Below are 26202 nucleotides of genomic sequence, written 5' to 3'. Positions count from 1 at the left end.
TTTTCCTTATTCCCGCGTCATAGCTGCGCGGGAATAAGGATATTTGATTATGCGTTGCCGCCATTTTTTGTTTGCACTTTTGCTTTTGCCAGCCGCCTGCGTGAGTGCGCCTGAACCGCCAATCGTACAGCAAAAACCCGAACAGGCAGAGCCATCGACGCTTAACGGTTATATTGCGCATTTCGCAGCCTTTTATGATGTGCCAGAAAGCTTGGTGCACCGTGTGGTCAAGCGCGAAAGCACCTATAATCCGAAAGCGCGTAACGGGCCTTATTACGGCCTGATGCAAATCCTGCCTCAAACGGCGCGCACGATGGGGTTTCGCGGCGAGCCAAGCGAATTGCTGGATGCCAAGACGAATCTTCGATATGGCGTGAAATATCTGCGCGGTGCTTGGCTTTTATCGGATGGCAGCCATGATCAGGCGGTCAAATGGTATAGCCGCGGCTATTATTACGAAGCCAAACGGCGCGGCTTGTTGGTCGAAACCGGATTGAGGCCCGGCTAAGCCCATTTAATGGAGCAGCCCATGCTCGGCGTTTGATCAATTGGCCCCTCGCCTGTTTGTGCAATCTGGCGCATCGCATTGACCATTTCCGGCACACGGTTTGCCGCATCGCCCATACCGGCTGAATCGATCCGTCCGCGATATTGCAACTCCCCGCTGGCGTTAAGACCGAAAAAGTCCGGCGTGCATACCGCACCATATGCTTTGCCAACGGACTGGTCTTCATCCACCAAATAGGGAAAATTAAACCCGTATTGCTGCGCAAATTTCAGCATGTTTTCAGGGCTGTCGGCTTCGTAATCGCGGTAATCATTGGACATGACCGCCACCACGCCAATGCCTTCACCCATCAGCAAATCCGCATCTTCAGACAAGCGCTCGGCAATTGCTTTTACATAAGGGCAATGATTGCAGATAAAGGCGACAAGCAGCCCTTTTGCGCCTAAATTCTCACGCATGTTAAAGCTGTTACCGTTCGGATCCTTCAGCGTGAAATCCGGTGCCTGCCAGCCAAAATCACAAATCGGCGTGTCTAAAAGTGCCATTACCAGTCTTTCCCGTCTTCATATTCAGCCGGACCTTTGATCTCCAGCGTATTGCCAAAAGGGTCTTTAATATAAACCGAATGGCCCATACCCCGCGCTCCGCCATGAAACGCCTCACGAATGATTTTCACATTGTGCGCTTTTAAGTGATCGCGCATTTCCTCGTGATCGAATGTTGTGGTGGCGATACATAGATGATCGACATTGCGGCCACCCTTCACATCCGGTGCAGCATAAGCCGCACCGGGATTTGTAATATCCTGTAGGACAATAAGAGCCGAGCCGCACCAGAGCTGCTCCATGCCCAGTGTCGGATAGGAATAACCGATCTTCGCGCCCAGCACTTTCTGATAAAATGCCAAAGCCTTCGCCATATCATCAACGATGAAGACCACATGATCCAAACCAACCAGCGAAAATGGCGGTGTCGTCTGTTCCATATCTATTTCCTATTTCGTGGCCTGAATAACGGCTTCCGCCAGTTTGCCGGGCATGTAGCCTAGCTCAGACGGGGTCAGCCCCAAACGCACGATGACAATATCTTCTTGCGGTATGATCGCAATGGACTGGCCGTCATGACCGGCGGCCCAGAATGTGCCCTCCGGCAAATCACTGACCTGTGTTTCGCGTTCACGTGGCGGCAAAAGCCATAGATGCCCGCGGCCATATTTATCGCCTGATGCTGGATGAACCTCTGTCATCCAATCCACATAACCGGCAGGAAGCAGAGAAACGCCATTCCACGCGCCGCGCTGCAATAGTAACTGCCCGAACCGCGCCCAATCGCGTGCGGTGGCATACATATAGGAGCCGCCGACGAAATTACCGGCCGCATCCTGCTCGAGGACAGCACTGGCCATGCCAAGCGGTTCGAAGAGCGCTTTGGATGGAAATGCCTTTGGGTTCATTTCGTCTGCAACGGCATCCTGCCAATATTTGGAAAGAATGACGCTGCTGCCGGACGAGTATTCAAATATATCGCCTGTCGGCTCCGGCGATTCATTATCGATTGTTTTGCCGGACGCAAAGGAGGCCATATCCTCTTCCAGATAGAGCATCCGCGTAACATCGGAAACAGACCCGTATCCCTCGTTCCACGACAGATCACTGACCATTGCCATAAGATCACGCACACGGATTACATCGCGGTTGTCCGTGCTCCAATCAGCGATACCAACCTTGTCATCTATGCTCAAATATCCGCGCTTTTGGGCAACACCTATGAGTGCCGCAGTGACCGTTTTTGTCATTGACCAACCAAGCAGCGGCGTTTCCTCATCAAAACCGTCTCCATAACGCTCGGCAATGATGCGGCCGTCTTTTACGATGACGATCGCTCTCATTCCCTCGCCGACAAGGGCCGGATCATTAAGAACAGCTTCCAGTTCCTGATTGTTTTCAACGTTTACCGTACTGCCTTGCGGCCACTCCTCCCCGCTCAATTCAACCTCAGGCGCGATAAAAGCATCACGCGCACCGACAATGCCCAATTGCCGCGCATCGGGAACAGTCGTACAGCCGCGTTCTTTTGTCCCGAAAGCCAGACCCTTACCGATGAACCCGAACAAACCTGTTCTGACAACGGTTGTGCCTGATCGCTCGTCAATCGAATAGCGCATCAGTTTGAGTAGTGGATGGCCGGGTGCCTGCACATCGATTTTCAGCACATCGTCAGGGTCGCGCCCTGTCAACACGACATTGGAGCAGATGATTTTTGCTGTGTAATTGGCCCCGACGCGGATCAAATCCGGCGGTGCCACGGTGAGCCAGCCAAGACCCAGCACAATCAATAAAACCAAGACGCCCAAGATTTTTCGTAACATGTATTCCGCCAGTTCATTATGGTTAGCAGACGATTAACGGAACACTGCTATAGGTCAAGGAAGTTCAAAAATAGTCGACAGACAAAATAGCAATACGCTTCTCGTGCCACTGGTTTGCCAATATTTATAACCATAAGGTGTCACCGGGCTAGATGATGGGCACAATATGATTTTTGATTCGCTACGCAAGCACCTTGGATTCGGTGCTGTCATTTTCAGCATGATTTCATTGAGTGCATGCACATCCGTGGATTACGCCGGGCTGTCGCCAAGCGTAACAACAGTTTCGGCTAAGCCGCGCTATGGTGACAGCGATCCGATCACGGCATGGCAAGGCGGCGCGCCTTTCGGATTTCCGGTTCATGGTGTGGACATTGCCAAATATCAGGGCGATCTGGACTGGAAGACGCTCAAGCAGCAAGGCGTTGAGTTTGCTTTTATCAAGGCAACAGAGGGCGGCGATCTTTTAGACCCGATGTATGCCAAACATACCAGCGGCGCACGCCAAGCAGGTATCGCAAACAGCGCCTATCATTTTTACTATTTTTGCACCCCGGCTAGAAAACAAGCCGAATGGTTTATCCGTAATGTGCCGCGCATAAGAGGCTCCCTGCCCCATGTTCTGGATATGGAGTGGAATCCGCATTCGCCGACCTGCAAACTTCGTCCTCCGGCGGCAGTTGTGCGCCGTGAAATGGAAATCTTTATGCGCATGATCGAGCGTCATTATGGAAAACGCCCGATTATTTACACAACGGTCGATTTTCACGAAGAAAACCTCGCCGGTCATTTTAAGAACGATTCTTTCTGGCTTCGCTCTGTTAAAGCACATCCAAAGGTCACCTATCCCGGTCGGCCATTCACCTTTTGGCAATATACCGGCACAGGGCGCGTTAAAGGCGCTACCGGTGATATTGATCTGAATGTTTTTCACGGCTCGCGCGACCAATGGCGCGAGTGGGTCAAACGCTCGACGCGTTAAATCAAACCTTTTCATTATAGGAACTGTACAATGAACCTGTTCAAATCTGTTTTATGCGCCGGAACCGCGACAATCCTGATGACTGCCAGTGTTTACGCTCAAAGCTGCGGCGGGGATTTCTCCGCTTGGCGCGCCCAAATGGTAGAACAGGCACAATCCGAAGGCGTGAACGGCGCAGGGCTTGAAGCCTTGAAAAACGCGCGGATTGATCAGTCCATTTTACAGAAGGACCGCGCCCAAGGTGTTTTCACGCTTGATTTTATCGAATTTTCCCGCCGCCTTATCAGCCAGAACCGTATTGATAACGGCCGCAAAAACCTCAACAAATATGCGTCTATTTTTGAGCGTGCCCGTCAGGAATATGGGGTTGCGCCTGAAATCATTACTTCTTTTTGGGCTTTTGAAACCGATTACGGCGCTATTCAGGGCGACGACCTAACTGTCAATGCCGTGACAACGCTGGCCCATGATTGCAGACGGCCGGAACTGTTTCGCCCGCAATTGATTGCACTTGCCAAATTGATTGACCAGGGCATCGTTCCTGCTGATGTGACCGGCGCTTGGGCTGGTGAAATCGGACAAATTCAGGTTTTGCCCGCCGACTATCTGACCAAAGGCCGTGATGGTGACGGCGATGGAAGAGTTGAGCTTAAAACATCTGCGCCCGATGCGATCATGACAGCGGCAAACTTTTTGTCGAAGCTTGGCTGGCAGGCAAACCAGCCATGGTTGCAGGAAGTCTCCGTGCCCGATGAAATGGAATGGTACGACGCCGGTCTTCACAAGCGTCTTCCAGTTTCAGAATGGAAAGCACGCGGCGTTAATGCGCGTGAAGGCTCTTTGCCGGAAAACCTTGAAGCGAGCTTAGTCTTGCCGATGGGCCGTAAGGGACCGGCGTTTCTGGCCTATCCGAATTTTACGATTTTGCTTGAGTGGAACCAGTCGCTGACCTATGTGCTCACAGCAGCTTATTTCGGCAACCGTCTTGGCGGCGCGGAAATTTACAATGCAGGCTCCAATCATGACGGTCTGTCTGCCGATCAGGTCAAATCCCTTCAAAGCAAGCTGAGTGCGGCAGGCTATGATGTCGGCAAAATCGACGGCATTATTGGCGCCGGAACACGCGCTGCCGTACGTGAAATACAACAGAAAAATGGCCTGCCCGCCGATGCGTGGCCGACCGAAATTTTGTTCAACTATTTATAATTAGAGTTATGACCGGCAGGCAGTTTCCGCTGCCTGTCAGGAAAATTTCCAAAACGGTGTGTCGTCAAGCTCTAAATCCGCAGACTTTTTCATCTCGCAAAACCGGATACGGTTGCCGAACGGATCGTGGACTTCCAATTGCCTGCCCCAAGGAGCGTCTTCAATTCCCGGCCTATTGTAGGAATAGCGCTTTTCTGACAGTTCGCGGTGATAGGCCGCGATACTTGTCATCTCCACAAATATAGTTGAGCCGGGACTGGCATCGCCATAGTGCTCGGAAAGATGCAAAGTAAGCCCCGCGCGTTCTATACCCATATAGAGCGGCAAACTTTCTTCAAAACGGTGCTGGAACGTTTCTTTGAACCCAAGAAAATCAAAGTAAAACTCTCTTGCTTTAGCTTCGTCAAATATACGCAAAATCGGAATACAGCGGTCAAAGCTGATTGAATTTGGACCGTTGCCTGCCATCAAAGCCGATGCAGTATTCCAATCCTTGTGGCCTAAAACTTTTGAAATCATTTCAAGCGACTTGGAGTGGGAAATATCCACGCCGTCCACAGACAGTGATGCACGAAGATTTGCGGCCATAGATTTGGCCTGATTTAAAGTAGTCATAACGACCTCCTTGCCAACATATTGCCTGTGGTGCCCGCGTTGCCGACCGGATGTTGGGCGGAGGTTGTCTGTAATGTTGAGATGCTTTCACCATCCCATAAGGGTGCGAGCGGCAGGTAGCATTAACCTTGCGCTAAATGCACATAGTCCGGTTAAACCGTCAAGCGTGTTTGTTAAGTACCCGCACAATCAGAGGCAGATTAATCGGCCATTGTTTCCACGCTGGCGCGGCCCGTCGGCGCATCGCCGGTTTCAAAGGCATTCTCAACCTCAACAAATGTATCAGGATAAAAACCGTTGAAATGAGAACGCAAGGAGAGCGAATAAGCGCCAATATTGCCGATTTCGATCCAGTCGCCTGTGTCGATGGTCTCAGGCAGGTAAAACGGCCGTGTCAGAATATCGACGGAATCGCAGGTTGCGCCGCAAACTTTAAACGGAACGATCTTTTCCGGATCACCATTGCGACGTCTGATCGTCGGATCAGGGATAAAACGCGCCGGCATCGTCATCTTGCCGGTCCAACTGTCAGACAGTGACGCCCAGATGCCATCATTGATATAAAGACGCTTACCTTTGCGCAGCAGAACACGCACAATAAGCGAAAAAGCGCGGGCACAAATCACCCTGCCCGGTTCGGCAACAAGTGGGATATCATCGAAATCATATTCTTTGACAGCGCCGTCAATGCTTTGCATGAGCGCATCCAGCCCAAGCGTAAATTTGTTTGATTTTTTGGGATCGCGGCCATAATCGGCCGGAAAACCGCCCCCGACATCAAGCCCTACCAGCGGCACATTGGCGCGTGTGCGCACCCAATAAGCCGACGCAATTGCTTTTTCATACGTGTCGGCGTCTTCAATCTGGCTGCCCACATGGAAGCAAATACCGGTTTTAAAACCGATGCGGTGCAAACGCTTTAAAAGTTCGACGGCATGGTTTGGCGCCGCGCCAAACTTCTTGGAAAGTTCATAGGCCGCATGGCCTTTGGTTTGCAGACGCACAAAAACGGTGACCTGCGTGTGGTCAATATCAATGGCGCGGCATACGCGCAGAACTTTGACAATCTCATCCTCATGATCGACGACGAGTGTGCGGATTTTATATTCTTCAAGCGCGAGACGAATGTCGGATTGCGCTTTAACCGGATGCATATAGAGCATCTCGGCATCCGGCGAATATTTGCGCACAATCTCGAACTCTGCCGGCGATGCGACATCAAACGCGGTAACGCCCGCCTCAACAAGCGTTTTGATGACCATCGGTTCGCCATTAGTTTTTACCGCATAGGCGGTCTGGCCCGGGAAAAGCGACTGGAACCGTTTTGCATCTTCCGCCAGAACATGCGGACGAAAGCAATATACCGGCTGGTCCGGCCGTAAAGCCAGCGCTGCCTCAGTGCCATCCAAATACCGATCCATATTTCGCTCCCGCAAATCACAACTGATGTGGAGAACCTAATGGAGGGTTTGCGCTTGCGCTACCCATAGCAACATGTCTCGCAAGAACATTAACCGCTTAATTCGCGTCATGCGGAAATTCTTTGCTTTGCACATTGACATAGATTGCCGCGAATACGGTTTCGCGCATTCGCAGCAATTCAATCTGATAGATTATGCGGCCAGACGTTCGATTTCCGCATTGGCCTTTGCCAGTGACGCAGCTTCATTTGCCACAAGGCCGTCAGCAGCAATAATTTCAACATCGGTAATGCCGATAAAGCCGAGAACCTGACGCAGATAAGGTGTTGCATAGTCATAAGCACTATCAACAGGAACACCGCCGGAAGCTATCACAATATAGGCTTTCTTGCCTTTAAGTAGTCCTTCAGGACCGTTTTCAGTGTAGCGGAAGGTGTCGCCTGCGCGGCACACCATATCGATCCATGCCTTTAGCGCTGCTGGAACGGAAAAGTTATAGATCGGCGCTCCGAAAACCAGAACATCGGCCGCTTTGAGCTGCTCGATGAGCGTGTCTGAAAGCGCTAGATGCGCTTTTTGTTCGTCATTGCGGTCGTCTTTGGGTGTCCAATTTGCACCCAGCCATTTCTCGCTGATATGCGGAATGGTTTCGGCCAAGTCACGCTCCTTCACATCAAATTCGCCTTGCTTGTTGAGCTTGGCAATCAGCTCCTTGCTCAAATCGCGGCTATGGGAGTTCTCATGACGTGCAGAAGATTGGATAGAAAGTAGTGTAGGCATTTACGTCTCCATGAAATTAATTCTGGAGGCCATATAAGTGCCACGACTGTTCACACTAGACAGCGTTTTGGCGACAGACTGTTCAGCGTTTGACTAAGCAGCCCATGCCGGATTGTCATTTCCCTTGATGCCCAAGAGCTTGCAAAGCGCAAAAACAAGGTCGGGCCGGTTCATCGTGTAGAAGTGAAAATCGGTAACGCCGCGGTCGACAAGGTCCACCACCTGATCTGCGGCAATCGCCGTTGCGATCATCGCATGGGTCTGTGCGTCATCTTCAAGGCCCGCAAACCGGTCCGCCAGCCAGGCCGGCACATTGGTTTGGCATCTTTGGGCAAAATTGGACATTGCCTTGAAATTGTGGATCGGCAGGATACCCGGCACGATCGGTATGTTGATACCGGCAGCGCGCACACGCTCGACATAGCGCTCATAAAGATCATTATCAAAGAAGAACTGCGTGATCGCGCGGTCGGCGCCGTTATCCACCTTGCGTTTCAGCATATCGATATCGGCATCAAAGTCTGCGCTTTCTGGATGTTTTTCCGGATAGGCTGCCACGGAAACATCGAAATCCGAATGGGATTTTAGTGCAGCGACCAAAGCAGCGGCATTTTCATACCCGCCCTCTGTCGGCACATATTGCGTGCCCATGCCGGTTTCAGGATCACCGCGCAAAGCAACAAACCGGCTGATACCCATGGATGCAAAATCACGAATGACTTCGTCGACTTCTTCTTTTTTCGAGCCGACACATGTCAAATGGGCAGCGGCCGGAATGCCTGCCTGCTCCAGCACTTTGGCAAGCGTGCGTTTTGACGGGTCGCGCGTTGATCCGCCCGCGCCGTAAGTCACTGAAATGAAATCAGGTGAGAGCGGCGCCAGCTTCGTAATTGTATCGGCGAGCGTTTTTTCCATCGCATCATTTTTCGGTGGGAAAAACTCAAAGGAAATACGTAAATTCCGCTCGCTGGCAGCGTCATGCGTCCGCGATAATACTGATCCGCCCATTACGCTATATTCTCCACATTTGCAGTGTCTGCAATTTCAATTCGCTTATCTTCGCCTGCCCAGATCATCACCGTCAGCGGACTGCCATCGCCCCCGCCCGATGATTTGATTGCCTTGGCAGCAATCGTCTGAAGGCCTGCCTCTTTAAACCAGCCTTCCACGGTATTGGTTTCAAAACCCAGGCGCTGGTGTTGATGTTCCTGACGCAGGAATTCCATTTCGTGCGGCGCAAAATCCACGACCACCAAGCGGCCGGATGGCGAAAGGCTCCGCATCGCCTCACGCATGGCGGCAGCCGGATCGTCCAAATAGTGTAACACCTGATGGATGACAATCAAATCATAGGCATTACGCTCGACAGGCATATTATATATATCGCCCAGCCGCACCTCGACATTGGAAAGTTCCGCCGCTTCAAGGTTTGAGCGCGCAACGCCAAGCATTTCACGGCTGGCATCAATACCGACAGCAGAGCGGTAATAAGGCGCAAAAAGTTCAAGCATTCGTCCGGTACCGGTACCGATATCGAGCATATTGTTGAACGGCCCCTTGCCGGTAATTTCAAGCAAGGCCTTTTCAACATCGCCGTCGGCTGCATGTAACATACGCAGCTTGTCCCAGCTTTCAGCATTCTTGGCAAAATATTCAGCAGCCGCAGCACGGCGCTTCTGCTTTACAGCTTCCAGACGCTCAAGGTCGCGCTGAACAACCGGATCAGCCGGATCAATCGCACGCAATAATGATTGTACGAGATCAGCTTTGGCCCCGCTTGAAACCAGTCTGAAAAGAGCCCACGACCCTTCCTGCCAGCGATTGATCAATTGCGCGTCAATGAGTAGTTTCAAGTGACGTGACACACGCGGCTGGGACTGCCCCAGAATTGCGGTAAGATCCGAAACCGTTAGGTCGCCATCAGCAAGCAAGCGCAAAATGCGCAAACGGCTTGGTTCCGCAATGGATTTGAGGCAATCAACATAAGGGTCGATTTGAAACATAGCACTCTCGGTTAAATGACATAAACATATCTTTATATCACAAATCAGAGTACCACAAGCGGATATTGAAGATTAACAATAATAAGTGAATTATGAGCACACGATTTCAAGTTGAAATGTCAAAAGCCTTGCAGGCGCTGATACCAAGTGCGCCGCTCAGTGATGTTCTTGTTATCAAAGACATCGCCCGCAAGCGTCATTTGAGGCACCTGCCTGCCGAGATCGGTGCGTGGCTGGCGGTGACAACCCATGTGCGCCACAACCACACAGATTATGATATTTTGCTGGATGAAGGCTATGACAGCGACAGCGCACGGCATTTCGTGCTGGACGATATGAACGATGTTCTGCGTTCCTGGCGCTCAACCCGCCTGCTGGACGGCGACGAAGAAGACGAAGTAAGTGTTATCCGCCGCCATAAACCCGACATTGCGCACATTCACGATGATGATGACGCGTTTGACGACGAACCGGAATAGTCCTCACCAGTCCATAGGCGAGCCGTCATAGGCAACAAAGGTACCGCTTTTTGCGATATTGATGTTTTCAACCAAATCCGCAATGCCGCTGGCACTTTCCTCAACCGATATGTCGGCGCCCTGCCCGCCCATATCAGTGCGCACCCAGCCCGGATGGACCAGTTGAACCGGAATACCGGAAGCCAGCAAATCGGTTGCAAGGCCCTGCATCACCTTATTGACCGCTGATTTTGATGCGCGGTAAGCAATCCGGTCAGAAACCTGATAGGCCATTTTACCCATCTGGGATGAGATCGTCAGAATGCCGGGATTGGTACTTTTTCTCAAATGCGGTAGAAAAGCCTGACATACCATCAAGGGCGCAAGCGTGTTGATTTGCAGGGTTTTTGCAAAACCGTCGAAATCCATATCCAGCGTCGATTGTTTTTCCGGCCCGATAATGCCGGCATTGTTGACGAGAATATCGATACTTCCTTCAAGCCGGTTTGCCGCTTCCAAAATGGCTTTTTGATCGGTGACGTCGAATGTCAAAACATGAATATTGTCGCCGAACTTAGTCTTCATCGCTTCCGCATCAGCATCGCTTCTGACAGTGCCGACAATCTCATGCCCGCGTTTGACCAGCTCGTCCGCCAAAGCCAAGCCGATACCGCGTGCGACGCCCGTTATTAAAACTCTTGCCATAATCTGCCCTAATATTATTTGCCGATAAAGCGTCAGAAAAACGCTCTATTTTTCTGATTTTAGCGCGTTACTTTTTTCAGAAAGCGTTCGATTGCAGCACTTGCCGCATCACCGGGACGTCCTAGACGCGCCGCAATGGCACCATGACGATAGGCTGTGCCGTGAAAAATCTCGGTTTGGGTACCAAGCCCTTTGATCAAATTCGCATAGCCGATTGAAATCGAACGGCGGCGCTCACCCTGACTGCTCGAATAAAGGATCAGATGCGGCGGCATGCGTTTGGTCTGGCGGGCATAGGTCGCAGGCGACCAGCGCATCCAGTTTTTCGGCTCATCAGTAAATGCCAGCCCGAACATGGAACCGATGGAACCGCGCTTCGTGGCATAGGCCAACAAATCATAAGCCTGAACATCATTGGGAATAATGCCGCGCAATCCTTTTGCTTTTCCCTGAGCGGCAATCAATGCAGACAGATGCGCGCCGGCAGAATGTCCCATCAAAACCATACGGTTCGGATCGCCGCCATATTTACGGATATTTTTGCGCGCCCAGCTTACCGCTTCGGTCACATCGCGCACCTGCCCGTCAATCGAGGTTGACGGCACTTTGCGGTAATCCATCGCAACAAAGACATATCCCTTAGAGGTCAGCCATTGCGGCATTTTGTAAACACGCTTGCGATCACCTTTTGCCCAACCGCCGCCGTGGATGTAAATCACAACCGGCTTTTTGCGTGCAAACAGGCCGCGCCCGCCCTCCGGCTCGTAAACATCAAGCTTCAAATTGCCGGAATATCGAATACCGTCATGCAACTTGGCGGCGTTTGCCTGCACAGCCACCATGAAAAACATTGTCCCGACCGCGACCAGCGAAACAAATATGCGTTTTAAAACAGTATAATTTTGCGCGCGAAAATAAGCTGCAGCACCCATGGATCATCCATATTTCTGATCGAATTGCCCTCGTATGTGTCGATATAACCGATTTGAGGCAAAATTGTATGGGTTATCCGATATTTTTTGTTAAACAGCCGAAAAATCAATTTGGACATGAACGTGATTCCGCAACGCCCCCGCCCTGATTACAATCCGCCCATGGAGCCGCTCAGCATCGTCTTTGAAGACGAATATCTGCTGGTGCTGGACAAGCCAACCGGCTTGCTCACCGTCTCCGGCACAAGCCCGGGTACAGATGACTGCCTTGAATCGCGCGCAATGGCCTATAATCCCGAAGCGCGTCTGGTACACCGGCTCGATTGGGATACATCGGGGCTCATCATATTTGGTTTAACGGCTAAAGCGCGCGTACATTTGGGGCGTCAATTCGAAGACCGCGTTGTTAAAAAGCAATATATTGCGCGGGTTTGGGGTCATCCCGATCAATCGTCCGGTATTGTGAACCAGCCGCTGCGCTGTGACTGGCCCAACCGCCCCCGCCAGATGATTGATCATGAAAAAGGACGCGAGGCGATTACCGAATGGGAAGTCATCACACAAACCGAAACGACGACCGATCTTCTCATGAAGCCGCAAACCGGGCGTTCACACCAATTGCGCGTTCATTGCCAATATCTGGGCCATCCGATTATCGGTGACCGTATGTATGCGCCTGATGAAGCCTATCATGCCCATAAACGCATGTGTCTGCATGCTTCGCAGGTGGAGTTTTACCATCCCGTCACACGCGAATGGCTTAAATTCACCAGCGCCTGTCCTTTTTAGAGACAGAAATTACGCGGATTCACGCAAACTTGGCCTTGCGTCATTTTTATCACATAATTGCCTTGCAGCTTCAGCCAAGCGTCTTATCCTTGGCGTAGATTTCACAATTTTAAAGGCAGGCCCAATTATGTTGCCCATGATTTTCAAGACAACGGTCGCAACGGCGATTATTTCAACATTTGCGACGTCAGCATTTGCGGCAATTGACGGACAAACTGTCCTTGATCGATTGGCTGCCCAACTGGAACTGCAAGGCGTCACACTTGATGCAGGCAGCGTTGCAGTTGAAGGCGGCGACGATGTCGTTCTCAATGACGTCACTTTGAAGATTACTGAAACCGACCCGATCAAGATTGATTCATTCATTTTGCAGGATGTCGTGGAAGCACCCAATGACGGTTATATTGTCGGCCGTATGGGCGTTCCAAACTTCGAAACTGTCACGGATGATGTGAAGTTTTCTTTTGGCGGTGTGGTTGTCGAAGGCTATTTTATCGCCGGCCCGAATGAGACCGACCCGATTTTGAAAGGGTCTTATTACCGCCGTGCTGTCAGCGGCCCGATGACGGTAACGCGCAATGGTCAAACTCTTTTCTCTTCCGGCGAAGGCATTGCGACTATTTCCGACTATCAGCCTGGCGGAAAGGTTGAAACCGATTTGGCTGTTGAAGATCTGTTTATTGATTTTACAGCAACCGGTGACGCCAAAACCACCGAAGCGGTCAAAGCTCTCGGCTATGAGCAAGTCGAAGGCAAGCTCGAAGCGAAAGGCGTTTGGGACCTTGGCAATGGCGATCTCATTCTTGATCCGATGACCATTTCTGCCGACGATGCCGCCGACCTTACATTCCGCTTTGAAATTGGCGGCTACACACCGGAACTGGCGGCAGCGGTTCAGGAAGTGCAAAAAGAAAACAAAGACAATGAGCAGCAGATGGGCATCGCCATGCTTGGCATGATGCAGCAGCTGGATATCAATTCAGCGTCCATCACCATCGAGGACAAATCGCTGACCGGCCGTCTGATTGATTATTTCGGCGCGCAGCAAGGCATGAACCGCGAAAGCACAATCGCCTTTGCAAAAGGCATGTTGCCGCTTGGCCTTGCACAGCTTGGTGCGCCTGATTTTGCTGCCACAGCAAGCGCCGCGATCGGTCAATATCTTGATAACCCGAAAACCTTGACTATTTCCGCAGCACCGGCCAATCCGGTACCGGTCGCGCAGCTTATCGCGGCGGGCGCGTCAAATCCTGCGGCCTTGATCAGCACACTTGCGCTGAAAGTTGAAGCCAACAAGTAAGTTTGGCTGCACCCCATGAAAAAGACCCGCTGCGAGATTTCACAGCGGGTCTTTTTGTTTGCGGTCCAGAGCGTGTTTGCTTTTCACTGAATCGCATCCACGCTCTAACCCTTTAATTTGCCGCATGTCCGGGCGGAAAACCGGTTCCCACTTTTCCTGACATGCTAACCCTTTAATTTACCGCATGTCCGGGCGGAAAACCGGTTCCCACTTTTCCTGACATGCTCTCGATCAATCAATCTTTGATGATTGGATTGATACGCAAGTTCAGTTCGCGCAGTTGCTCATTGCCCACTTCGCCCGGCGCACCCATCAGCACATCGCGCGCCTGCTGATTCATCGGGAACATGGTGATCTCGCGCAGGTTCTTTGCGCCCACGAGCAACATCACCACGCGGTCAACACCTGCCGCCATGCCGCCATGCGGCGGCGCGCCATATTGGAATGCGCGGTAAAGACCGCCAAAGCGCTCCTCAACCGTTTCCTTGGACAGACCCGCATATTCGAATGCTTTGACCATTGTGTCCGGCAAATGGTTGCGGATACCGCCTGACGCGATTTCGAAGCCGTTACAGACCAGATCGTACTGATACGCTTTAAGCGCGAGCTGCTGCTCTTCGGTCGTTGCCGCGTCCAGCGCTTCTTTGCCTCCTTGCGGCATGGAGAACGGGTTGTGTGCAAACTCGACGCGTTTGTTGTCTTCGTCCCATTCGTAGAACGGGAAATCGACAATCCAGCAAAGCTCGAAACGGTCTTCATCGATAAGACCTGCCTCTTCGCCTGCTTTCTGGCGCGCGGAACCGGCAAAAGCGGCGAACTTTTTCGGATCGCCCGCTGCAAAGAATACAGCATCGCCGATTTCCAGACCAAGCTGCTGGCGCAGCGCTTCGGTGCGTTCCTCACCGATATTTTTGGCAATCGGGCCTGCGGCATCGAACTTGCCTTCCAGCTCGCGCCAGAAGATATAGCCCATGCCCGGCTGGCCCTCGCCCTGCGCCCATGAATTCATGCGGTCACAATGTTTGCGGCTGCCCGCGCCCTTGACCGGTATCGCCCAGACCTGATGCTTCGGGTCCGCATCCAAAATGCCGGCAAAGACGCCGAAACCGGAGCCGCGGAAATGTTCGGACACATCCTGCATCACAATCGGGTTACGCAAATCAGGCTTGTCGGAACCATACATGCGGATCGCATCGTCATAGGCAATGCGGCGGAAGTTCTGCGTCACAGGTTTGCCGCCCGCAAATGCTTCAAACACATTGCGCATGACCGGTTCCATTGTCTCCAGAATCTCGTCCTGTTCGACAAAGCTCATCTCAAGGTCAAGCTGGTAGAATTCGCCCGGCAAGCGATCCGCACGCGGGTCTTCATCGCGGAAGCATGGCGCGATCTGGAAATAGCGGTCAAAGCCGCTCATCATGATCAACTGCTTATATTGCTGCGGCGCCTGCGGCAACGCATAAAACTGGCCCGGATGGATACGGCTCGGCACGAGGAAGTCGCGCGCGCCTTCCGGTGAAGAAGCGGTCAAAATCGGTGTCGAGAATTCGGTGAACTCGATTTTGTTCATCTCTTCGCGCATTTTGGCAATGATGCGTGTGCGCTGCATGATGTTGCTATGCAAAGTCTCACGGCGCAAATCGAGGAAACGGTATTTCAGGCGGATATCTTCGGGATAATCCGGCTCGCCGAAAACAGGCAGCGGCAGTTCGTCGGCTTTCGACAGAACTTCAATATCGCGCGCGTAAACTTCAATTTCACCGGTCGGCAAATTGGCGTTGATTGTTTCGGCGCTGCGCGGCTTTACATCACCGTCAATACGCAGAACCCACTCGCCGCGCGCCATTTCCGCGATATTAAAGCAAGGCGAATCCGGATCGGCGACAACTTGCGTGATGCCATAATGGTCGCGAAGGTCGATAAACAGAACGCCGCCATGGTCACGCACACGGTGAACCCAGCCGGAAAGCCGGACAATATTGCCAGCGTCAGATTTACGTAAGGCGCCACATGTGTGGCTGCGATAACGGTGCATGATAAATGCCTTTAGTGATTTTGATACTATTTCAGAGCACCGCTTAATTCAGGTGGCCTGAGAAAGCAATGTAGGATGCACGGTTGGTGCCGTGTTTGTGTGTGCTGGAGGTAATTGTATTTGATCTGCCGTGTCTGTCCAAGCCCCCTCTCTTATGAATTCTAAGGTTTGCTTCGCAATTCCAAGAATTCATTTTCTCTCCCACAAGGGGAGAGATAAAGCGCGGTGCCCGTCTCTCCCCTTGTGGGAGAGAAAGCATATTCAGCGTCTTAGATAAGCAACGCGAAATCTAAGTGCTAGAATATGCAAGAGAGGGGGTACTAAATTGCTCCACACTTGTAAACTTCACGGAATGGATCCCTCGACGTCGCTACGCTTGTCTTTGCTCGGAGGCCGAGGATGACGGTGCGTCGGGGACAATACGCACCTAGCATTTCAAAAACTAGCCACCGCAACTAATCTTACTTTCCGTCATCCTAGGGCTTGACCCTAAGATCCATTCCGTGAAGCTTAAATCATGAGTGGATATGTCTACATGACTGCGAGCAAAAAAGGTGGCACGATCTATATTGGCGTCACCGCCGACCTGTCGCAGCGCATCTACGATCATAAACAGATGGATACGAAAAGCTTCACCGCAAAATACGGTGTCACGCGGCTTGTCTGGTACGAAGAACATGACGACATTCGCGATGCTATTCAGCGTGAGAAGTCGCTCAAACGCTGGCGGCGGCAATGGAAGATTGATCTGATCGAAAGTATCAACCCTGAATGGCACGAGCTATACAAAGGAATGGGCTGGTAGCAATTCTGCAAAAATTTTACTGTTCCAGCCTCACGGAATGGATCCTCGGCTCGGCGGCCGAGGATGACGACCTCTTTTTGTTACCGCTGCCTCATGGCAAGCACTGTACAAGAAGATAAGCTACCAAAGCTAAACCCAATTTCGTCATCCTAGGGCTTGACCCTAGGATCCATTCCATGATGCTGGCTTATGGGTGGATATGTCTACATTACTGCGAGCAAGAGGCGTCACATTTAGTGCTGAGCTTGTTTTTACTTAAATGCAGAATAGTCACATTCAACGCTTTGTACTAGATTGGTGAAATTCCGTTTTGAGCTCGAACTTACCAAGATGTTATAGCTCAGCTAATGATGGATTCGGATATTAGGGCGCAGTGCAAATAAAAAGGGCTTCTGTGTCATAGCACTCTCTCATCGATTGTTCACTGGACACAGTTCTTTGATAACCTCTATAAGAAGTGGCAGCGTGACCAACATAGCCAAAGACAAAAAGGTTTTCTAGACATGGCGAAACCAAAGCCGTTTGCCTTTGTACTTATGCCCTTCGGTAAAGAATTCGATGACATTTATCGATTGGGAATTCAGGAGACGGCAAAAGAACAAGGCGTTGTGGCCGAGCGGGTCGACGAGCAGATTTATACAGAGAGTATTTTAGAGAGAATTTATCGGCAAATTGATGCCGCAGATTTCATCATCGCGGATATGACGAACAAAAACCCGAACGTTTTCTATGAAGTGGGATATGCACATGCAAAGGATAAGATTTGTACACTTATTACTCAAAGGGCTGAGGACATTCCCTTTGACCTGAAACACCACAGGCATCTTGTCTACGATGGTTCGATTACGAACCTCAAGAACATGCTGAGTACCGACATAAGCTGGGTGAAGTCGGAACTTGAGCGCCAACGAACAGTCACGTTCGAAGTTAGTGCAAGAGCACAAAACGAACTATTGACCGTGAACGTATACTCGCGGACTGGGACATTTGAATTAGTCATTGATATCCATAACAGAACTGAAAAAAGAAGCCCTGAAATCGATGCTGTGTATCTCTACACAAGTGAACGTTGGGAAATAAAGCAAGATGGTAAGCGTTGTGGCCACACCAAGGCTGAGCGAGAGGATACCAATCGAAGGCACATATTGGCTACAACTGCGCCTCGCTTGGCACAGGGCGCATGGACCCAAATTCGATGCGAGTTAGAGACAAACTTTTGGCGGAGATACCAAGATGACGGCGTTGATCCAAAGGACAGCTACCGAGTCCAAGGTTATCTAGTTGTAGAGATTTCCACTTCTGAAGGAGTGTTCCCGACACGGATCGATTTGGATGTCGTGTTTGACGAGATACCTTTTTAAACTTACAGCTGTACGTAAATCATGATTGCGGATCATCTTCAGAACATCAAGATCACCAAACTGTAAATTAGATGCAAAATCCGGTGAGGGTTTCGGCGCAAGCAAACGTACTTTTTTTTAAAGACCAGCCATCAACATTGGACGCTTAAATGTATACATTACCTGCATAACAGACTCTGGTAATGGCCTGTAACAGACCCTACTTAACGCTTGGTAGTACAATAGCGATCAAATAATTATATTCGGCAAAGCCACACTCCCCCCATCTTATCCAACTACCACCAAACACCCGCACACTGCGGGGATGAACAGTGCATCGAAAAACATTGCCATTGAGAAAAACCGCATCGCGCTTTTGCGTATTGTCCGGTTTTGGCTGGCTATTGCCGCGATGTTTAGTGCAAGCCGTGTCTTGCCGCACCGGATTGGCACGTGGGCCTCGGGCACAATTTTCAAGATAGAAAAAGCCGTCTATTATTTGCAGATTGCCTCCGGCTATGTTGAGCCGGTCCTGCCGGTTGAGCGTGACGGACCGTGCACGATCTGCGATGTGATCCATCAGCTCAAACGGATGAAAAGAGCGCTTATCCGGTTAAAGCCAATTGCTGAAAATCTTTTCCAAACTTATCGGCACGGTGGGCACCCCCGCCCCGGCAACAGCTTGCATAAAAGCGCGCGTTGCAAATTGTACATTCTCCTATGCGCGTGCCATAACAGCCGCGCGCCGCCCGGCGGTCATCAATGCACGCTCCTATTTAAAAATCAGCACGAAACAAATCGCTCTTTCTCAAGTGCGATAACAATGCCTGACAAATTTCAGCCGCTCGCATTGGTCAGGGGAGATAATTGATGTAACGCTTATCAATAAGGTTACATCTGAGTCTTATCGTTTATGGAAATCCGCCCCCTTATTCCGCTTTTGATTGCCGCAGGTATTTTACTGGGCGGCAATGGCGTACAAGGTACGTTGATTGCGCTACGCGGGGCCTATGAGGGTTTCTCGCCAACAGCCATCGGACTGACCGGCACTGCTTATTTCGGCGGCTTTCTTCTATCGTGTCTTGTGATCACGCGCATATTAAATGCGGTCGGGCATATCAGGACTTTTGCCGCGCTTTCGGCCATGGCAGCGGCAAGCACATTGCTGCTTGCGATGATCGTCGAACCGGCCACATGGATTTTACTGCGGTTTATCGCCGGTTTTTGCTTTGCCGGATTGTTTACAACAATCGAAAGCTGGCTCAACTCCGGCGTACGCAATAATAATCGCGGGCGCATGTTGGCGCTTTATAGAATTATCGACATTCTGGCGGTGACGGGCGCGCAGTTTTTCATTCCGCTGTTCAGCGCCACCGGATTTACCATTTTTGCCGTGATCACTTTAATGGTCATGCTGTCGGTTGTGCCGGTTTCGCTTGCCGACCGCTCGGCGCCCAAACCGCCCGAAACAGTGCGGTTTGATCTTAAAACCATTTGGCTTTTATCGCCCCTTGCCTGTATCGGCTGTGTTGCAATCGGCGCGACAAACTCGGCCTTCCGCCTCATCGGCCCGCTCTACGCAGAAGAAATCGGCCTTTCGGTCACAGATGTCGCAACATTTATGAGCGCAGGCATCATTGGCGGCGCTGTGCTTCAATATCCGTTCGGCTATATTTCCGACCGCTATGACCGCCGTATCGTTTTGATGTTTGTAAGCGCGGGCGCGGTTTTTGCCGGTATGTTTATCACCTTTATTGCCGGCACTTCACCGTTCATGAATTATCTGGGCATCTTTGTCTTTGGCGCGTTTGCCTTGCCGCTTTATTCGCTTTCAGCCGCGCACGCCAATGACCACGCCAAACCTGATCAATTCGTTCTGGTGGCCGCCGGTCTGTTCTTCTTTTTTGCCCTCGGCGGCATGATCGGGCCGTTTTTATCATCCGCAATTGTGGAGCTTTACGGCGCCTCGGGCCTGTTTGCTTTTACAAGTGTGGTTCACACATTGCTGATCATTGTCGCCCTTCTCCGGATGCAGGCGCGCGGCCCTGTCCCGGAAGAAGACCGCAAAGGGTTCAGACCGCTTTTGCGTACCTCGGCACAGAACTTCAAACTCTCTCTTGGCGCTCGAACAGAAAACGGTTCGACAACGGACAAACCCTCGGATAAATAGCACGTATGAGCTTAACAACGATAAACGACACCGCCACCCTCGCCGATGTTTGCGCGCGCTTTGCAACCCACCCCTATGTGACCGTCGACACAGAATTTGTACGTGAAACAACATTCTGGCCGGATTTATGTCTGGTACAGGTTGCCTCCGATGATGAAGCGGTTCTGATTGACCCGCTGGCAGAAGGTATTGATCTTACGCCGCTGCATGATCTGATGGCCAATAAGGATGTGATCAAGGTTTTTCATGCCGCGCGTCAGGATGTGGAGATTTTCTATAAACTCTCCGGCAAACTGCCCGAGCCTTTGTTTGATACCCAGGTCGCCGCAATGGTATGCGGCTTTGGCGATTCCATTGCTTATGATCAATTGGTGCGCCGTATTTGCGGTGCGCATATTGATAAATCCTTGCGGTTTACCAACTGGAAGCTGCGTCCGCTTTCCCAGCAGCAGCTTGAATATGCGCTGGCCGATGTGACCCATCTGCGCGATGTTTATAAATTTCTCAAAGACAAGCTTGCGGAAGAAAAACGTACGCATTGGCTGGCCGAAGAAATGGATATTCTCACCACGCCAAAAACCTATGATTTGCCGCCGGCCGAAGCCTGGACGCGGCTCAAACTGCGCATCAAAAAGCCAATCGAATTTGCTATTCTTAAAAATCTGGCTGAATGGCGCGAGACCGAAGCGCGCACACGCAATGTACCGCGCAACCGCATCATAAAAGACGATGCGATTTATGAAATTTCGCAAAGCCAGCCCAAAGATACCAATGCGCTGGCGCGTCTGCGCACCTTGCATAAGGGTTTTGAAAAGTCATCCAATGGCCGCGCCATTTTGGAATGTGTGGCACGGGCTCACGCTTTGGACCGTGACGAATTACCAAAAATTCCGCGCCCGAGCCATTCGCCGGAAGGCACCAGCGCGGCTGTTGATCTGCTCAAAGTTCTGTTGAAATTAACGGCTGAAGAATATGACGTTGCCGTCAAAATTATTGCGTCATCGGACCAGCTTGAGCAAATCGCTATTTTAGGCGAGCAAGCCGATGTGCCGGCCATGAAGGGCTGGCGCAAAGAGCTTTTCGGCGAAAGAGCACTCAAACTGCTCAACGGCAAATCCGGCCTGCGGTTTGAAAACCGCAAGATCGGCGTTGTGGATATTGAGTGATCAGGAGCGGATGCTGAGAGAAATTTTCCAGCCGGTGACTTTTGACAATTGGTTCAGTCTGCCGGACGGGCGCTCGCCTGCCAATGCGCTTAGACTTTGCGGCAGCACGAGCATCATTTCTTTTTCGCCCGTCTGCTCCCATTCCAGATTGTTCATCACGCCCGGCATCGCGGCGGTAAACAGATAGGCAACCCGCATAAAGCCTCCAAGAAGTTTGGAACGCTCCCAAATTCTGTCGGTCGTGATGCTGCGAATTTCGGGCGCAAGCGACTCATTCTTAAGCCCCTCATAGCGAAAATAATTCGACAGCGCGATGAATGCCCGTCCCTGATGATCGACCTGAACGAAACTGCCATAGGCCAAAATCGCCAATGATTGCATCGAGCGATAATCGGCATGCGCGCGCCAGCCAATATCTGCCAAGCGGCAAGCCGCATCACGGTATCGCTTTTCATCAACGCTTTCGTCGATGCCGAATTTTTCAAAACTATAGGCAGTCCATTCCGCCAGTTCACGCGCATGGCGCGGCGACCTTGCGCGAAGGATCGCAAGTTCTTCAGCCGCCTCATACAAGGCATCGGTGCGCTGTGTTTTTTCATCAAGCTGCGCATAAAGATATCCTTCACGCAGGCCGCTGGAAGAAAAGACAATCTTGCCCGGCTCCATCCGCTTGATGATTTCTGTCAGAACAATAGCGCCATAGGGTAGCAATGCGCGGCGCGAATTCGAGACATCGGAAATGCCTTCAAATTTCTCCAGATTGCCTTGTTTGATCTTGTCCAGAAACTTCAGCAGCTCTTCTGCTTCGACCTCATAGGAGTGCGTGACATGCAAAGGGTAATTCGTTGCAGCGATGTGCAATTTGGCGATATTTCGCCATGTGCCGCCAACAGCATAAAATACACGGCCCTTGCCTGTATCAAGAATGTCTGCGGATTTAATATCCTTACGGGCAATTTTTTCGGCTGTTGAAGATGATGATTCCGCGCGTTCGCCAAGGCGAATGACTCCAAGCGGCATGGTTATGCCTGTACCGGCTAAATCGCCATTAATATCAACAAGTTCAAGGCTACCACCACCCAAGTCACCCGCGATACCATCAGGTGCGCGAAAAGCTGAAATAATGCCTTGAGCAGAATAATGTGCTTCTTCAATGCCGGTAAGAATCTGAATCGGTTGTCTCAGAATTTCTTCGGCTCTTTCGACAAAAGCAGGACCATTTTCCGCTTCACGTGCGGCCGCCGTTGCCAAAACATACAGCTTTCCGACCCCCACCTGATCGGCAAGCGCGCGGAAACGGACCAACGCCTCCAACGCTTCTTCAACCGCGCCATCGTCCATGCGGTTGGTCGCGGCAATACCGCGCCCTAAACCACAGGAAACTTTTTCATTGAAAAGCACCGCCGGAGAGCGAACCAGCCCTTCGTAAAGCACCAGACGAACCGAGTTTGATCCGATGTCGATTACACCAACCGGATTTCGGCCTTTCAAGCGGCCTTGCGCGTCTTCAGTTTCAATCACAAAATACTACCGATACTTCTATTCTATCGTCGACGCAGCATCTTGCGCTCTTTTCTTATGTGCAATCAATCCCGGCGCTGAAGATTTCAAAGCTTTTCCCCGCCCGGATAGGCTTGGATTAGTCATAAAATAAGTTTGCGCATTGAACGGCGCTTCATCTGAAAGCGGTACAACGCGTTTTGAGCGGCCGTCTGACAGCAAATCATAGCTTTGTTCGTTGTCCAGCAGATTTGCCAGCATAATCTGATTGACCACCTGCTGGACCACTGTCGCATTTTCAAGCAGTACAAGCGTTTCGACGCGGCGGTCCAAATTGCGCGGCATCAAGTCGGCAGAGCCGATATAAACAATCGGCCTTTTGGACGGTAATCCGCGGCCATTGCCGAAACAAAAAATGCGGCTGTGCTCCAAAAAGCGGCCAACAATGGATTTCACACGGATATTTTCAGACAGGCCCGGAACTTGAGGCCGCAGACAGCAGATACCGCGAATAATCATGTCAACTTCAACGCCCGCAGCGCTTGCCTCATACAGAGCGTCAATGATTTTCGCATCGACGAGCGAGTTCATCTTCATCCAGATCGCGCCTGGACGGCCGGCTTTTACATGCTCAATCTCTTCGTCAATATGACGCAAAATCCGGTCGCGCATATAATAAGGTGAAACGGCAAGTTTCAAATCCTGTCCCGGATCAGAATAGCTTGTGATCAAATTGAATACGCGCTGCACATCATGCGCGATCTGATCATTACAGGTGAAATAAGAAAGGTCTGTGTAAATCTTGGCCGTAATCGGATGGTAGTTACCCGTGCCTAAATGCACATAATTTCGAAGGCCCGATTCTTCCTGTCGAACCACCAGTGACATTTTGGCATGGGTTTTAAGCTCCACAAACCCGAACACCACTTGCACGCCGGCACGCTCCAAATCGCGCGCCCAGCGGATATTGGCCTCTTCATCAAAACGCGCCTTCAGTTCAACCAGAGCTGTGACGGACTTTCCGGCCTCGGCGGCATCCATAAGCGCGCGTACAATCGGGCTGTTGTTTGAAGTACGGTACAATGTCTGTTTGATCGCAAGCACGTTGGGATCAGCCGCCGCCTGACGCAGAAACTGCACCACCACATCAAAACTCTCATAGGGGTGGTGGATAATGATGTCTTTTTCATTGATCGCAGCAAAACAATCGCCTGAGTGCTCGCGTACACGTTCAGGAAAACGTGCTGTATAGGATTCAAACAAAAGATCATCACGCGGAATTTTTACAATTTCAGACACTGTACTCAGTGCCAATAATCCTGCCTGAACACTCACGCGGTTGTCCGGCACTTCAAGTTCATGGCTCACAAAATCGCGCAGATTTTGCGGGATATCGGAATCATATTCAATGCGAATAACCTGCCCGCGGCGACGGCGTTTCAGGGCGCTTTCAAAGTAACGGACCAAATCTTCCGCTTCTTCTTCTACTTCAAGGTCGCTATCGCGAATGACACGGAAAGTCCCTGCACCTTTAACTTCATAGCCGGGATAAAGCTTATCGATATAAAGGCTGACGATAAATTCAAGCGATACAAACCTGAACCCTGCACCTTCAGTCGGTATTTGCACAAAGCGGTTTAGCGCGATCGGCAGGCGGATCAGCGCATTCATAATTTTGCGGTTTTTCAGATTGACCAGTTCCAGCGCTATGGAAAAACCAAGATTGGGAATGAACGGAAACGGGTGCGCGGGGTCAATGGATAATGGCGTAAGAACCGGAAAGATTTTTTGAAGAAAATGATCTTCCAGCCACGCCAAATCTGCCCGCGAGAGTTCCTCCGTTCTAACGATTTCGATATTTTCTTTTTGCAGCTCCTCTAAAAGCACAGACAAAGTTTCTTGTTGTGCAGTTTGAAGTTTGGCAATTTCTTCAATGACCATGTCCAACTGTTCCTGCGCAGAAAGACCATCAATGGAGCGTTGCCCGACTTGTGCCCTCACCTGCCCCGCAAGCCCTGCAACACGCACCATAAAGAATTCATCGAGATTGGCTGCCGAAATTGACAGGAACCGCAAGCGTTCAAGTAGCGGCTGGTTGGTATTCCGCGCTTCCTCCAGAACGCGCCAATTGAACTGAAGCCAGGAAAATTCGCGGTTTACAAACCGCGCAGGATCATTTTCAGCAACCATTTTTACAGGCGATGTGGCATTTGCGGAATTGTCTTCTAGCGCGTCGGTCATGCGATCCATTTCTTTCAATAGTTCTTTCGACTCGCCGTATTTATACCAGCTATATGACAGAAATAAATCGTTCTAAACTAGGCACAATTTGACAATTTCTATGCTGTTCCTGTCAGCGTTCGCACTCAATTGTTTCAAGAACACGGGCAATAAAAGGCTTTGTGATGCGGGCTTTTGAAACAAGTGCCTCATTATCAAGGCGGTCGACGACACGGTTCACACTGTCAAGTGAACGGTCTATGCGCGTTGCCAGATATTCCACAATGTCGGGCCCCACACTGATCTGTCGGTCCGCAAATAATTTGGCAATCACAGCGCGAAGTAGCGCATCATCGGGTGCACCAATTTCGACGGTGGTTGCAGCCTTAAAGCGGGAGCGAAGGTCGGCGGTTTCCAAGTGCCACAAAGACGGCGCGGTTTCTGTTGTAATCAACATTGTTTGTCGGGCATTTCGCACCGCATTCATGAGATGGAACATCCGCGCTTCGTCGAACTTTCCCTCAAAAAGGCCGTCGATTAAAATCGGGCGCCCGTTTTGGGCTTCGCCCAAATCATCATCGGATATTTTCGAAGGCTGAATACGATGCGGCATTGCCGCCTCATACCAGATTTCAGCAAGATGCGATTTGCCGTAGCCTTTCGAGCCGATCAATATTGCCCAAGGCGAAGGCCAATGCGGCCAATTATCAATCAAGGATGCCGCGTTCAAGTTCGCAGCGCTGACAACGAGATCATCGCGCGTGAGCGATGGCGCACCACCAAGGTCCAACAGTAATTGATTAGCTTCAACCATAAATATACTCTAGAGCGTGTCTGCTTTTCACTGTATCGCTTCCACGCTCAAACTCTTTGATTTGCCGCATGTCCGGGCGGAAAAC

24 protein-coding genes are annotated in these 26202 nt (G+C 51.0%); 10 read left to right on the top strand and 14 right to left on the bottom strand.

Annotation, left to right across the window (positions count from 1 at the left end):
• The first annotated feature begins 49 nt into the window (after nt 1-49).
• Entirely contained in the window at nt 50-508 is a 459-nt protein-coding gene (locus tag SU32_RS06520) for a lytic transglycosylase domain-containing protein (RefSeq protein ID WP_053998553.1), read from the top strand.
• Here SU32_RS06520 and SU32_RS06515 read toward each other — a convergent pair.
• The 3 genes from SU32_RS06515 to SU32_RS06505 are packed head-to-tail and all read right to left on the bottom strand — an operon-like array spanning nt 505 to nt 2876.
• Nucleotides 505-1053, bottom strand: coding sequence for a thioredoxin family protein (locus SU32_RS06515; protein WP_053998552.1), 549 nt, complete (start codon nt 1051-1053; stop codon nt 505-507). The genes SU32_RS06520 and SU32_RS06515 overlap by 4 nt on opposite strands.
• On the bottom strand, nt 1053-1493 hold the full coding sequence (locus SU32_RS06510) for a VOC family protein (protein WP_053998551.1): 441 nt from the start codon (nt 1491-1493) through the stop codon (nt 1053-1055). Before SU32_RS06510 ends, SU32_RS06515 begins: the two co-directional genes overlap by 1 nt.
• Before the next feature lie 9 nt (nt 1494-1502).
• Nucleotides 1503-2876, bottom strand: a complete 1374-nt coding sequence (locus SU32_RS06505) for a serine hydrolase domain-containing protein (protein ID WP_053998550.1) — start codon at nt 2874-2876, stop codon at nt 1503-1505.
• Nucleotides 2877-3096: 220 nt separating this feature from the next.
• Here SU32_RS06505 and SU32_RS06500 point away from each other — a divergent pair, with 220 nt between their 5' ends.
• Nucleotides 3097-3858: a glycoside hydrolase family 25 protein gene (locus SU32_RS06500; RefSeq protein ID WP_425394263.1), complete on the top strand. Its 762-nt coding sequence runs from the start codon at nt 3097-3099 to the stop codon at nt 3856-3858.
• Between the two features lie 30 nt (nt 3859-3888).
• Complete coding sequence (locus tag SU32_RS06495; protein ID WP_053998548.1) at nt 3889-5064, top strand: lytic murein transglycosylase; 1176 nt, start codon at nt 3889-3891, stop codon at nt 5062-5064.
• A gap of 36 nt (nt 5065-5100) precedes the next feature.
• Here SU32_RS06495 and SU32_RS06490 read toward each other — a convergent pair whose 3' ends face one another.
• The 5 genes from SU32_RS06490 to SU32_RS06470 all read right to left on the bottom strand — a co-directional run bounded on the left by SU32_RS06490 (nt 5101) and on the right by SU32_RS06470 (nt 9883).
• The gene (locus SU32_RS06490) at nt 5101-5679 is read right to left on the bottom strand and encodes a glyoxalase superfamily protein (RefSeq protein WP_053998547.1); all 579 of its coding nucleotides are present in this window, start codon (nt 5677-5679) and stop codon (nt 5101-5103) included.
• Nucleotides 5680-5879: 200 nt separating this feature from the next.
• Nucleotides 5880-7100 carry an alanine racemase gene (locus SU32_RS06485; RefSeq protein WP_053998546.1) on the bottom strand — a complete coding sequence of 407 codons (1221 nt, stop codon included), beginning with the start codon at nt 7098-7100 and terminating at the stop codon, nt 5880-5882.
• Between the two features lie 192 nt (nt 7101-7292).
• Nucleotides 7293-7880 (bottom strand): FMN-dependent NADH-azoreductase, encoded by a 588-nt coding sequence (locus tag SU32_RS06480; RefSeq protein ID WP_053998545.1) that lies wholly within the window; start codon nt 7878-7880, stop codon nt 7293-7295.
• Nucleotides 7881-7973: 93 nt separating this feature from the next.
• Nucleotides 7974-8888 (bottom strand): methylenetetrahydrofolate reductase [NAD(P)H], encoded by a 915-nt coding sequence (gene metF / locus SU32_RS06475; protein ID WP_053998544.1) that lies wholly within the window; start codon nt 8886-8888, stop codon nt 7974-7976.
• The gene (locus tag SU32_RS06470) at nt 8888-9883 is read right to left on the bottom strand and encodes an ArsR/SmtB family transcription factor (protein ID WP_053998543.1); all 996 of its coding nucleotides are present in this window, start codon (nt 9881-9883) and stop codon (nt 8888-8890) included. Before SU32_RS06470 ends, metF begins: the two co-directional genes overlap by 1 nt.
• 92 nt (nt 9884-9975) lie before the next feature.
• Here SU32_RS06470 and SU32_RS06465 point away from each other — a divergent pair, with 92 nt between their 5' ends.
• A complete protein-coding gene (locus SU32_RS06465; RefSeq protein ID WP_211097699.1) occupies nt 9976-10362 on the top strand; it encodes a DUF2293 domain-containing protein in 387 nt (128 codons plus the stop codon).
• 3 nt (nt 10363-10365) lie between these two features.
• Here SU32_RS06465 and SU32_RS06460 read toward each other — a convergent pair whose 3' ends face one another.
• Together SU32_RS06460 and SU32_RS06455 are read right to left on the bottom strand one after the other, a co-directional pair.
• The gene (locus SU32_RS06460) at nt 10366-11046 is read right to left on the bottom strand and encodes an SDR family oxidoreductase (protein ID WP_053998542.1); all 681 of its coding nucleotides are present in this window, start codon (nt 11044-11046) and stop codon (nt 10366-10368) included.
• Nucleotides 11047-11105: 59 nt separating this feature from the next.
• Nucleotides 11106-11978, bottom strand: coding sequence for an alpha/beta hydrolase (locus tag SU32_RS06455; protein WP_053998541.1), 873 nt, complete (start codon nt 11976-11978; stop codon nt 11106-11108).
• Between the two features lie 123 nt (nt 11979-12101).
• Here SU32_RS06455 and SU32_RS06450 point away from each other — a divergent pair, with 123 nt between their 5' ends.
• Both SU32_RS06450 and SU32_RS06445 read left to right on the top strand, forming a co-directional pair.
• Nucleotides 12102-12767, top strand: coding sequence for an RluA family pseudouridine synthase (locus SU32_RS06450; protein ID WP_245625498.1), 666 nt, complete (start codon nt 12102-12104; stop codon nt 12765-12767).
• A gap of 127 nt (nt 12768-12894) precedes the next feature.
• Nucleotides 12895-14067 carry a hypothetical protein gene (locus SU32_RS06445; protein ID WP_053998540.1) on the top strand — a complete coding sequence of 391 codons (1173 nt, stop codon included), beginning with the start codon at nt 12895-12897 and terminating at the stop codon, nt 14065-14067.
• 235 nt (nt 14068-14302) lie between these two features.
• On the opposite strand, the gene aspS is transcribed toward SU32_RS06445, so the two are convergent.
• Nucleotides 14303-16102 carry an aspartate--tRNA ligase gene (aspS, locus tag SU32_RS06440; RefSeq protein ID WP_053998539.1) on the bottom strand — a complete coding sequence of 600 codons (1800 nt, stop codon included), beginning with the start codon at nt 16100-16102 and terminating at the stop codon, nt 14303-14305.
• 517 nt (nt 16103-16619) lie between these two features.
• Between aspS and SU32_RS06435 the strand changes: the two genes are divergently transcribed.
• The 4 genes from SU32_RS06435 (at nt 16620) to rnd (ending at nt 21583) form a co-directional block, all read left to right on the top strand.
• On the top strand, nt 16620-16907 hold the full coding sequence (locus SU32_RS06435; RefSeq protein ID WP_053998538.1) for a GIY-YIG nuclease family protein: 288 nt from the start codon (nt 16620-16622) through the stop codon (nt 16905-16907).
• Between the two features lie 503 nt (nt 16908-17410).
• Nucleotides 17411-18268, top strand: coding sequence for a hypothetical protein (locus tag SU32_RS06430; RefSeq protein WP_053998537.1), 858 nt, complete (start codon nt 17411-17413; stop codon nt 18266-18268).
• An 892-nt stretch (nt 18269-19160) separates the two neighbouring features.
• Nucleotides 19161-20417, top strand: a complete 1257-nt coding sequence (locus SU32_RS06420; protein ID WP_053998535.1) for an MFS transporter — start codon at nt 19161-19163, stop codon at nt 20415-20417.
• Between the two features lie 5 nt (nt 20418-20422).
• A complete protein-coding gene (rnd, locus tag SU32_RS06415) occupies nt 20423-21583 on the top strand; it encodes a ribonuclease D (protein WP_053998534.1) in 1161 nt (386 codons plus the stop codon).
• Here the strand turns inward: rnd and ppx are convergent, their stop codons facing one another.
• The 3 genes from ppx to SU32_RS06400 form a co-directional block, all read right to left on the bottom strand.
• On the bottom strand, nt 21584-23104 hold the full coding sequence (gene ppx, locus SU32_RS06410; RefSeq protein WP_053998533.1) for an exopolyphosphatase: 1521 nt from the start codon (nt 23102-23104) through the stop codon (nt 21584-21586).
• Between the two features lie 18 nt (nt 23105-23122).
• Entirely contained in the window at nt 23123-25333 is a 2211-nt protein-coding gene (locus tag SU32_RS06405) for an RNA degradosome polyphosphate kinase (RefSeq protein WP_053998532.1), read from the bottom strand.
• Between the two features lie 103 nt (nt 25334-25436).
• Complete coding sequence (locus tag SU32_RS06400; protein ID WP_053998531.1) at nt 25437-26117, bottom strand: HdaA/DnaA family protein; 681 nt, start codon at nt 26115-26117, stop codon at nt 25437-25439.
• Between the last annotated feature and the right edge of the window lie 85 nt (nt 26118-26202).

Source organism: Ahrensia marina (genome assembly GCF_001293565.1).
Classification (GTDB): domain Bacteria; phylum Pseudomonadota; class Alphaproteobacteria; order Rhizobiales; family Rhizobiaceae; genus Ahrensia; species Ahrensia marina.
The sequence above is the reverse complement of the archived record's forward strand: the minus strand, read 5'-3'. Positions and strand labels throughout refer to the sequence as shown.

Excerpts from the sequence above, each read along its gene's own strand:
- SU32_RS06515 (WP_053998552.1), bottom strand. The coding sequence starts at position 1,053 with ATGGCACTTTTAGACACGCCGATTTGTGATTTTGGCTGGCAGGCACCG.
- SU32_RS06485 (WP_053998546.1), bottom strand. The coding sequence starts at position 7,100 with ATGGATCGGTATTTGGATGGCACTGAGGCAGCGCTGGCTTTACGGCCG.
- SU32_RS06500 (WP_425394263.1), top strand. The coding sequence starts at position 3,097 with ATGATTTCATTGAGTGCATGCACATCCGTGGATTACGCCGGGCTGTCG.
- SU32_RS06470 (WP_053998543.1), bottom strand. The coding sequence starts at position 9,883 with ATGTTTCAAATCGACCCTTATGTTGATTGCCTCAAATCCATTGCGGAA.
- SU32_RS06460 (WP_053998542.1), bottom strand. The coding sequence starts at position 11,046 with ATGGCAAGAGTTTTAATAACGGGCGTCGCACGCGGTATCGGCTTGGCT.
- SU32_RS06420 (WP_053998535.1), top strand. The coding sequence starts at position 19,161 with ATGGAAATCCGCCCCCTTATTCCGCTTTTGATTGCCGCAGGTATTTTA.
- SU32_RS06505 (WP_053998550.1), bottom strand. The coding sequence starts at position 2,876 with ATGTTACGAAAAATCTTGGGCGTCTTGGTTTTATTGATTGTGCTGGGT.
- rnd (WP_053998534.1), top strand. The coding sequence starts at position 20,423 with ATGAGCTTAACAACGATAAACGACACCGCCACCCTCGCCGATGTTTGC.
- SU32_RS06520 (WP_053998553.1), top strand. The coding sequence starts at position 50 with ATGCGTTGCCGCCATTTTTTGTTTGCACTTTTGCTTTTGCCAGCCGCC.
- SU32_RS06445 (WP_053998540.1), top strand. The coding sequence starts at position 12,895 with ATGTTGCCCATGATTTTCAAGACAACGGTCGCAACGGCGATTATTTCA.
- SU32_RS06430 (WP_053998537.1), top strand. The coding sequence starts at position 17,411 with ATGGCGAAACCAAAGCCGTTTGCCTTTGTACTTATGCCCTTCGGTAAA.
- SU32_RS06480 (WP_053998545.1), bottom strand. The coding sequence starts at position 7,880 with ATGCCTACACTACTTTCTATCCAATCTTCTGCACGTCATGAGAACTCC.
- SU32_RS06495 (WP_053998548.1), top strand. The coding sequence starts at position 3,889 with ATGAACCTGTTCAAATCTGTTTTATGCGCCGGAACCGCGACAATCCTG.
- SU32_RS06400 (WP_053998531.1), bottom strand. The coding sequence starts at position 26,117 with ATGGTTGAAGCTAATCAATTACTGTTGGACCTTGGTGGTGCGCCATCG.
- SU32_RS06455 (WP_053998541.1), bottom strand. The coding sequence starts at position 11,978 with ATGGGTGCTGCAGCTTATTTTCGCGCGCAAAATTATACTGTTTTAAAA.
- SU32_RS06490 (WP_053998547.1), bottom strand. The coding sequence starts at position 5,679 with ATGACTACTTTAAATCAGGCCAAATCTATGGCCGCAAATCTTCGTGCA.
- SU32_RS06510 (WP_053998551.1), bottom strand. The coding sequence starts at position 1,493 with ATGGAACAGACGACACCGCCATTTTCGCTGGTTGGTTTGGATCATGTG.
- SU32_RS06435 (WP_053998538.1), top strand. The coding sequence starts at position 16,620 with ATGAGTGGATATGTCTACATGACTGCGAGCAAAAAAGGTGGCACGATC.
- aspS (WP_053998539.1), bottom strand. The coding sequence starts at position 16,102 with ATGCACCGTTATCGCAGCCACACATGTGGCGCCTTACGTAAATCTGAC.
- SU32_RS06465 (WP_211097699.1), top strand. The coding sequence starts at position 9,976 with ATGAGCACACGATTTCAAGTTGAAATGTCAAAAGCCTTGCAGGCGCTG.
- SU32_RS06405 (WP_053998532.1), bottom strand. The coding sequence starts at position 25,333 with ATGGATCGCATGACCGACGCGCTAGAAGACAATTCCGCAAATGCCACA.
- metF (WP_053998544.1), bottom strand. The coding sequence starts at position 8,888 with ATGGGCGGATCAGTATTATCGCGGACGCATGACGCTGCCAGCGAGCGG.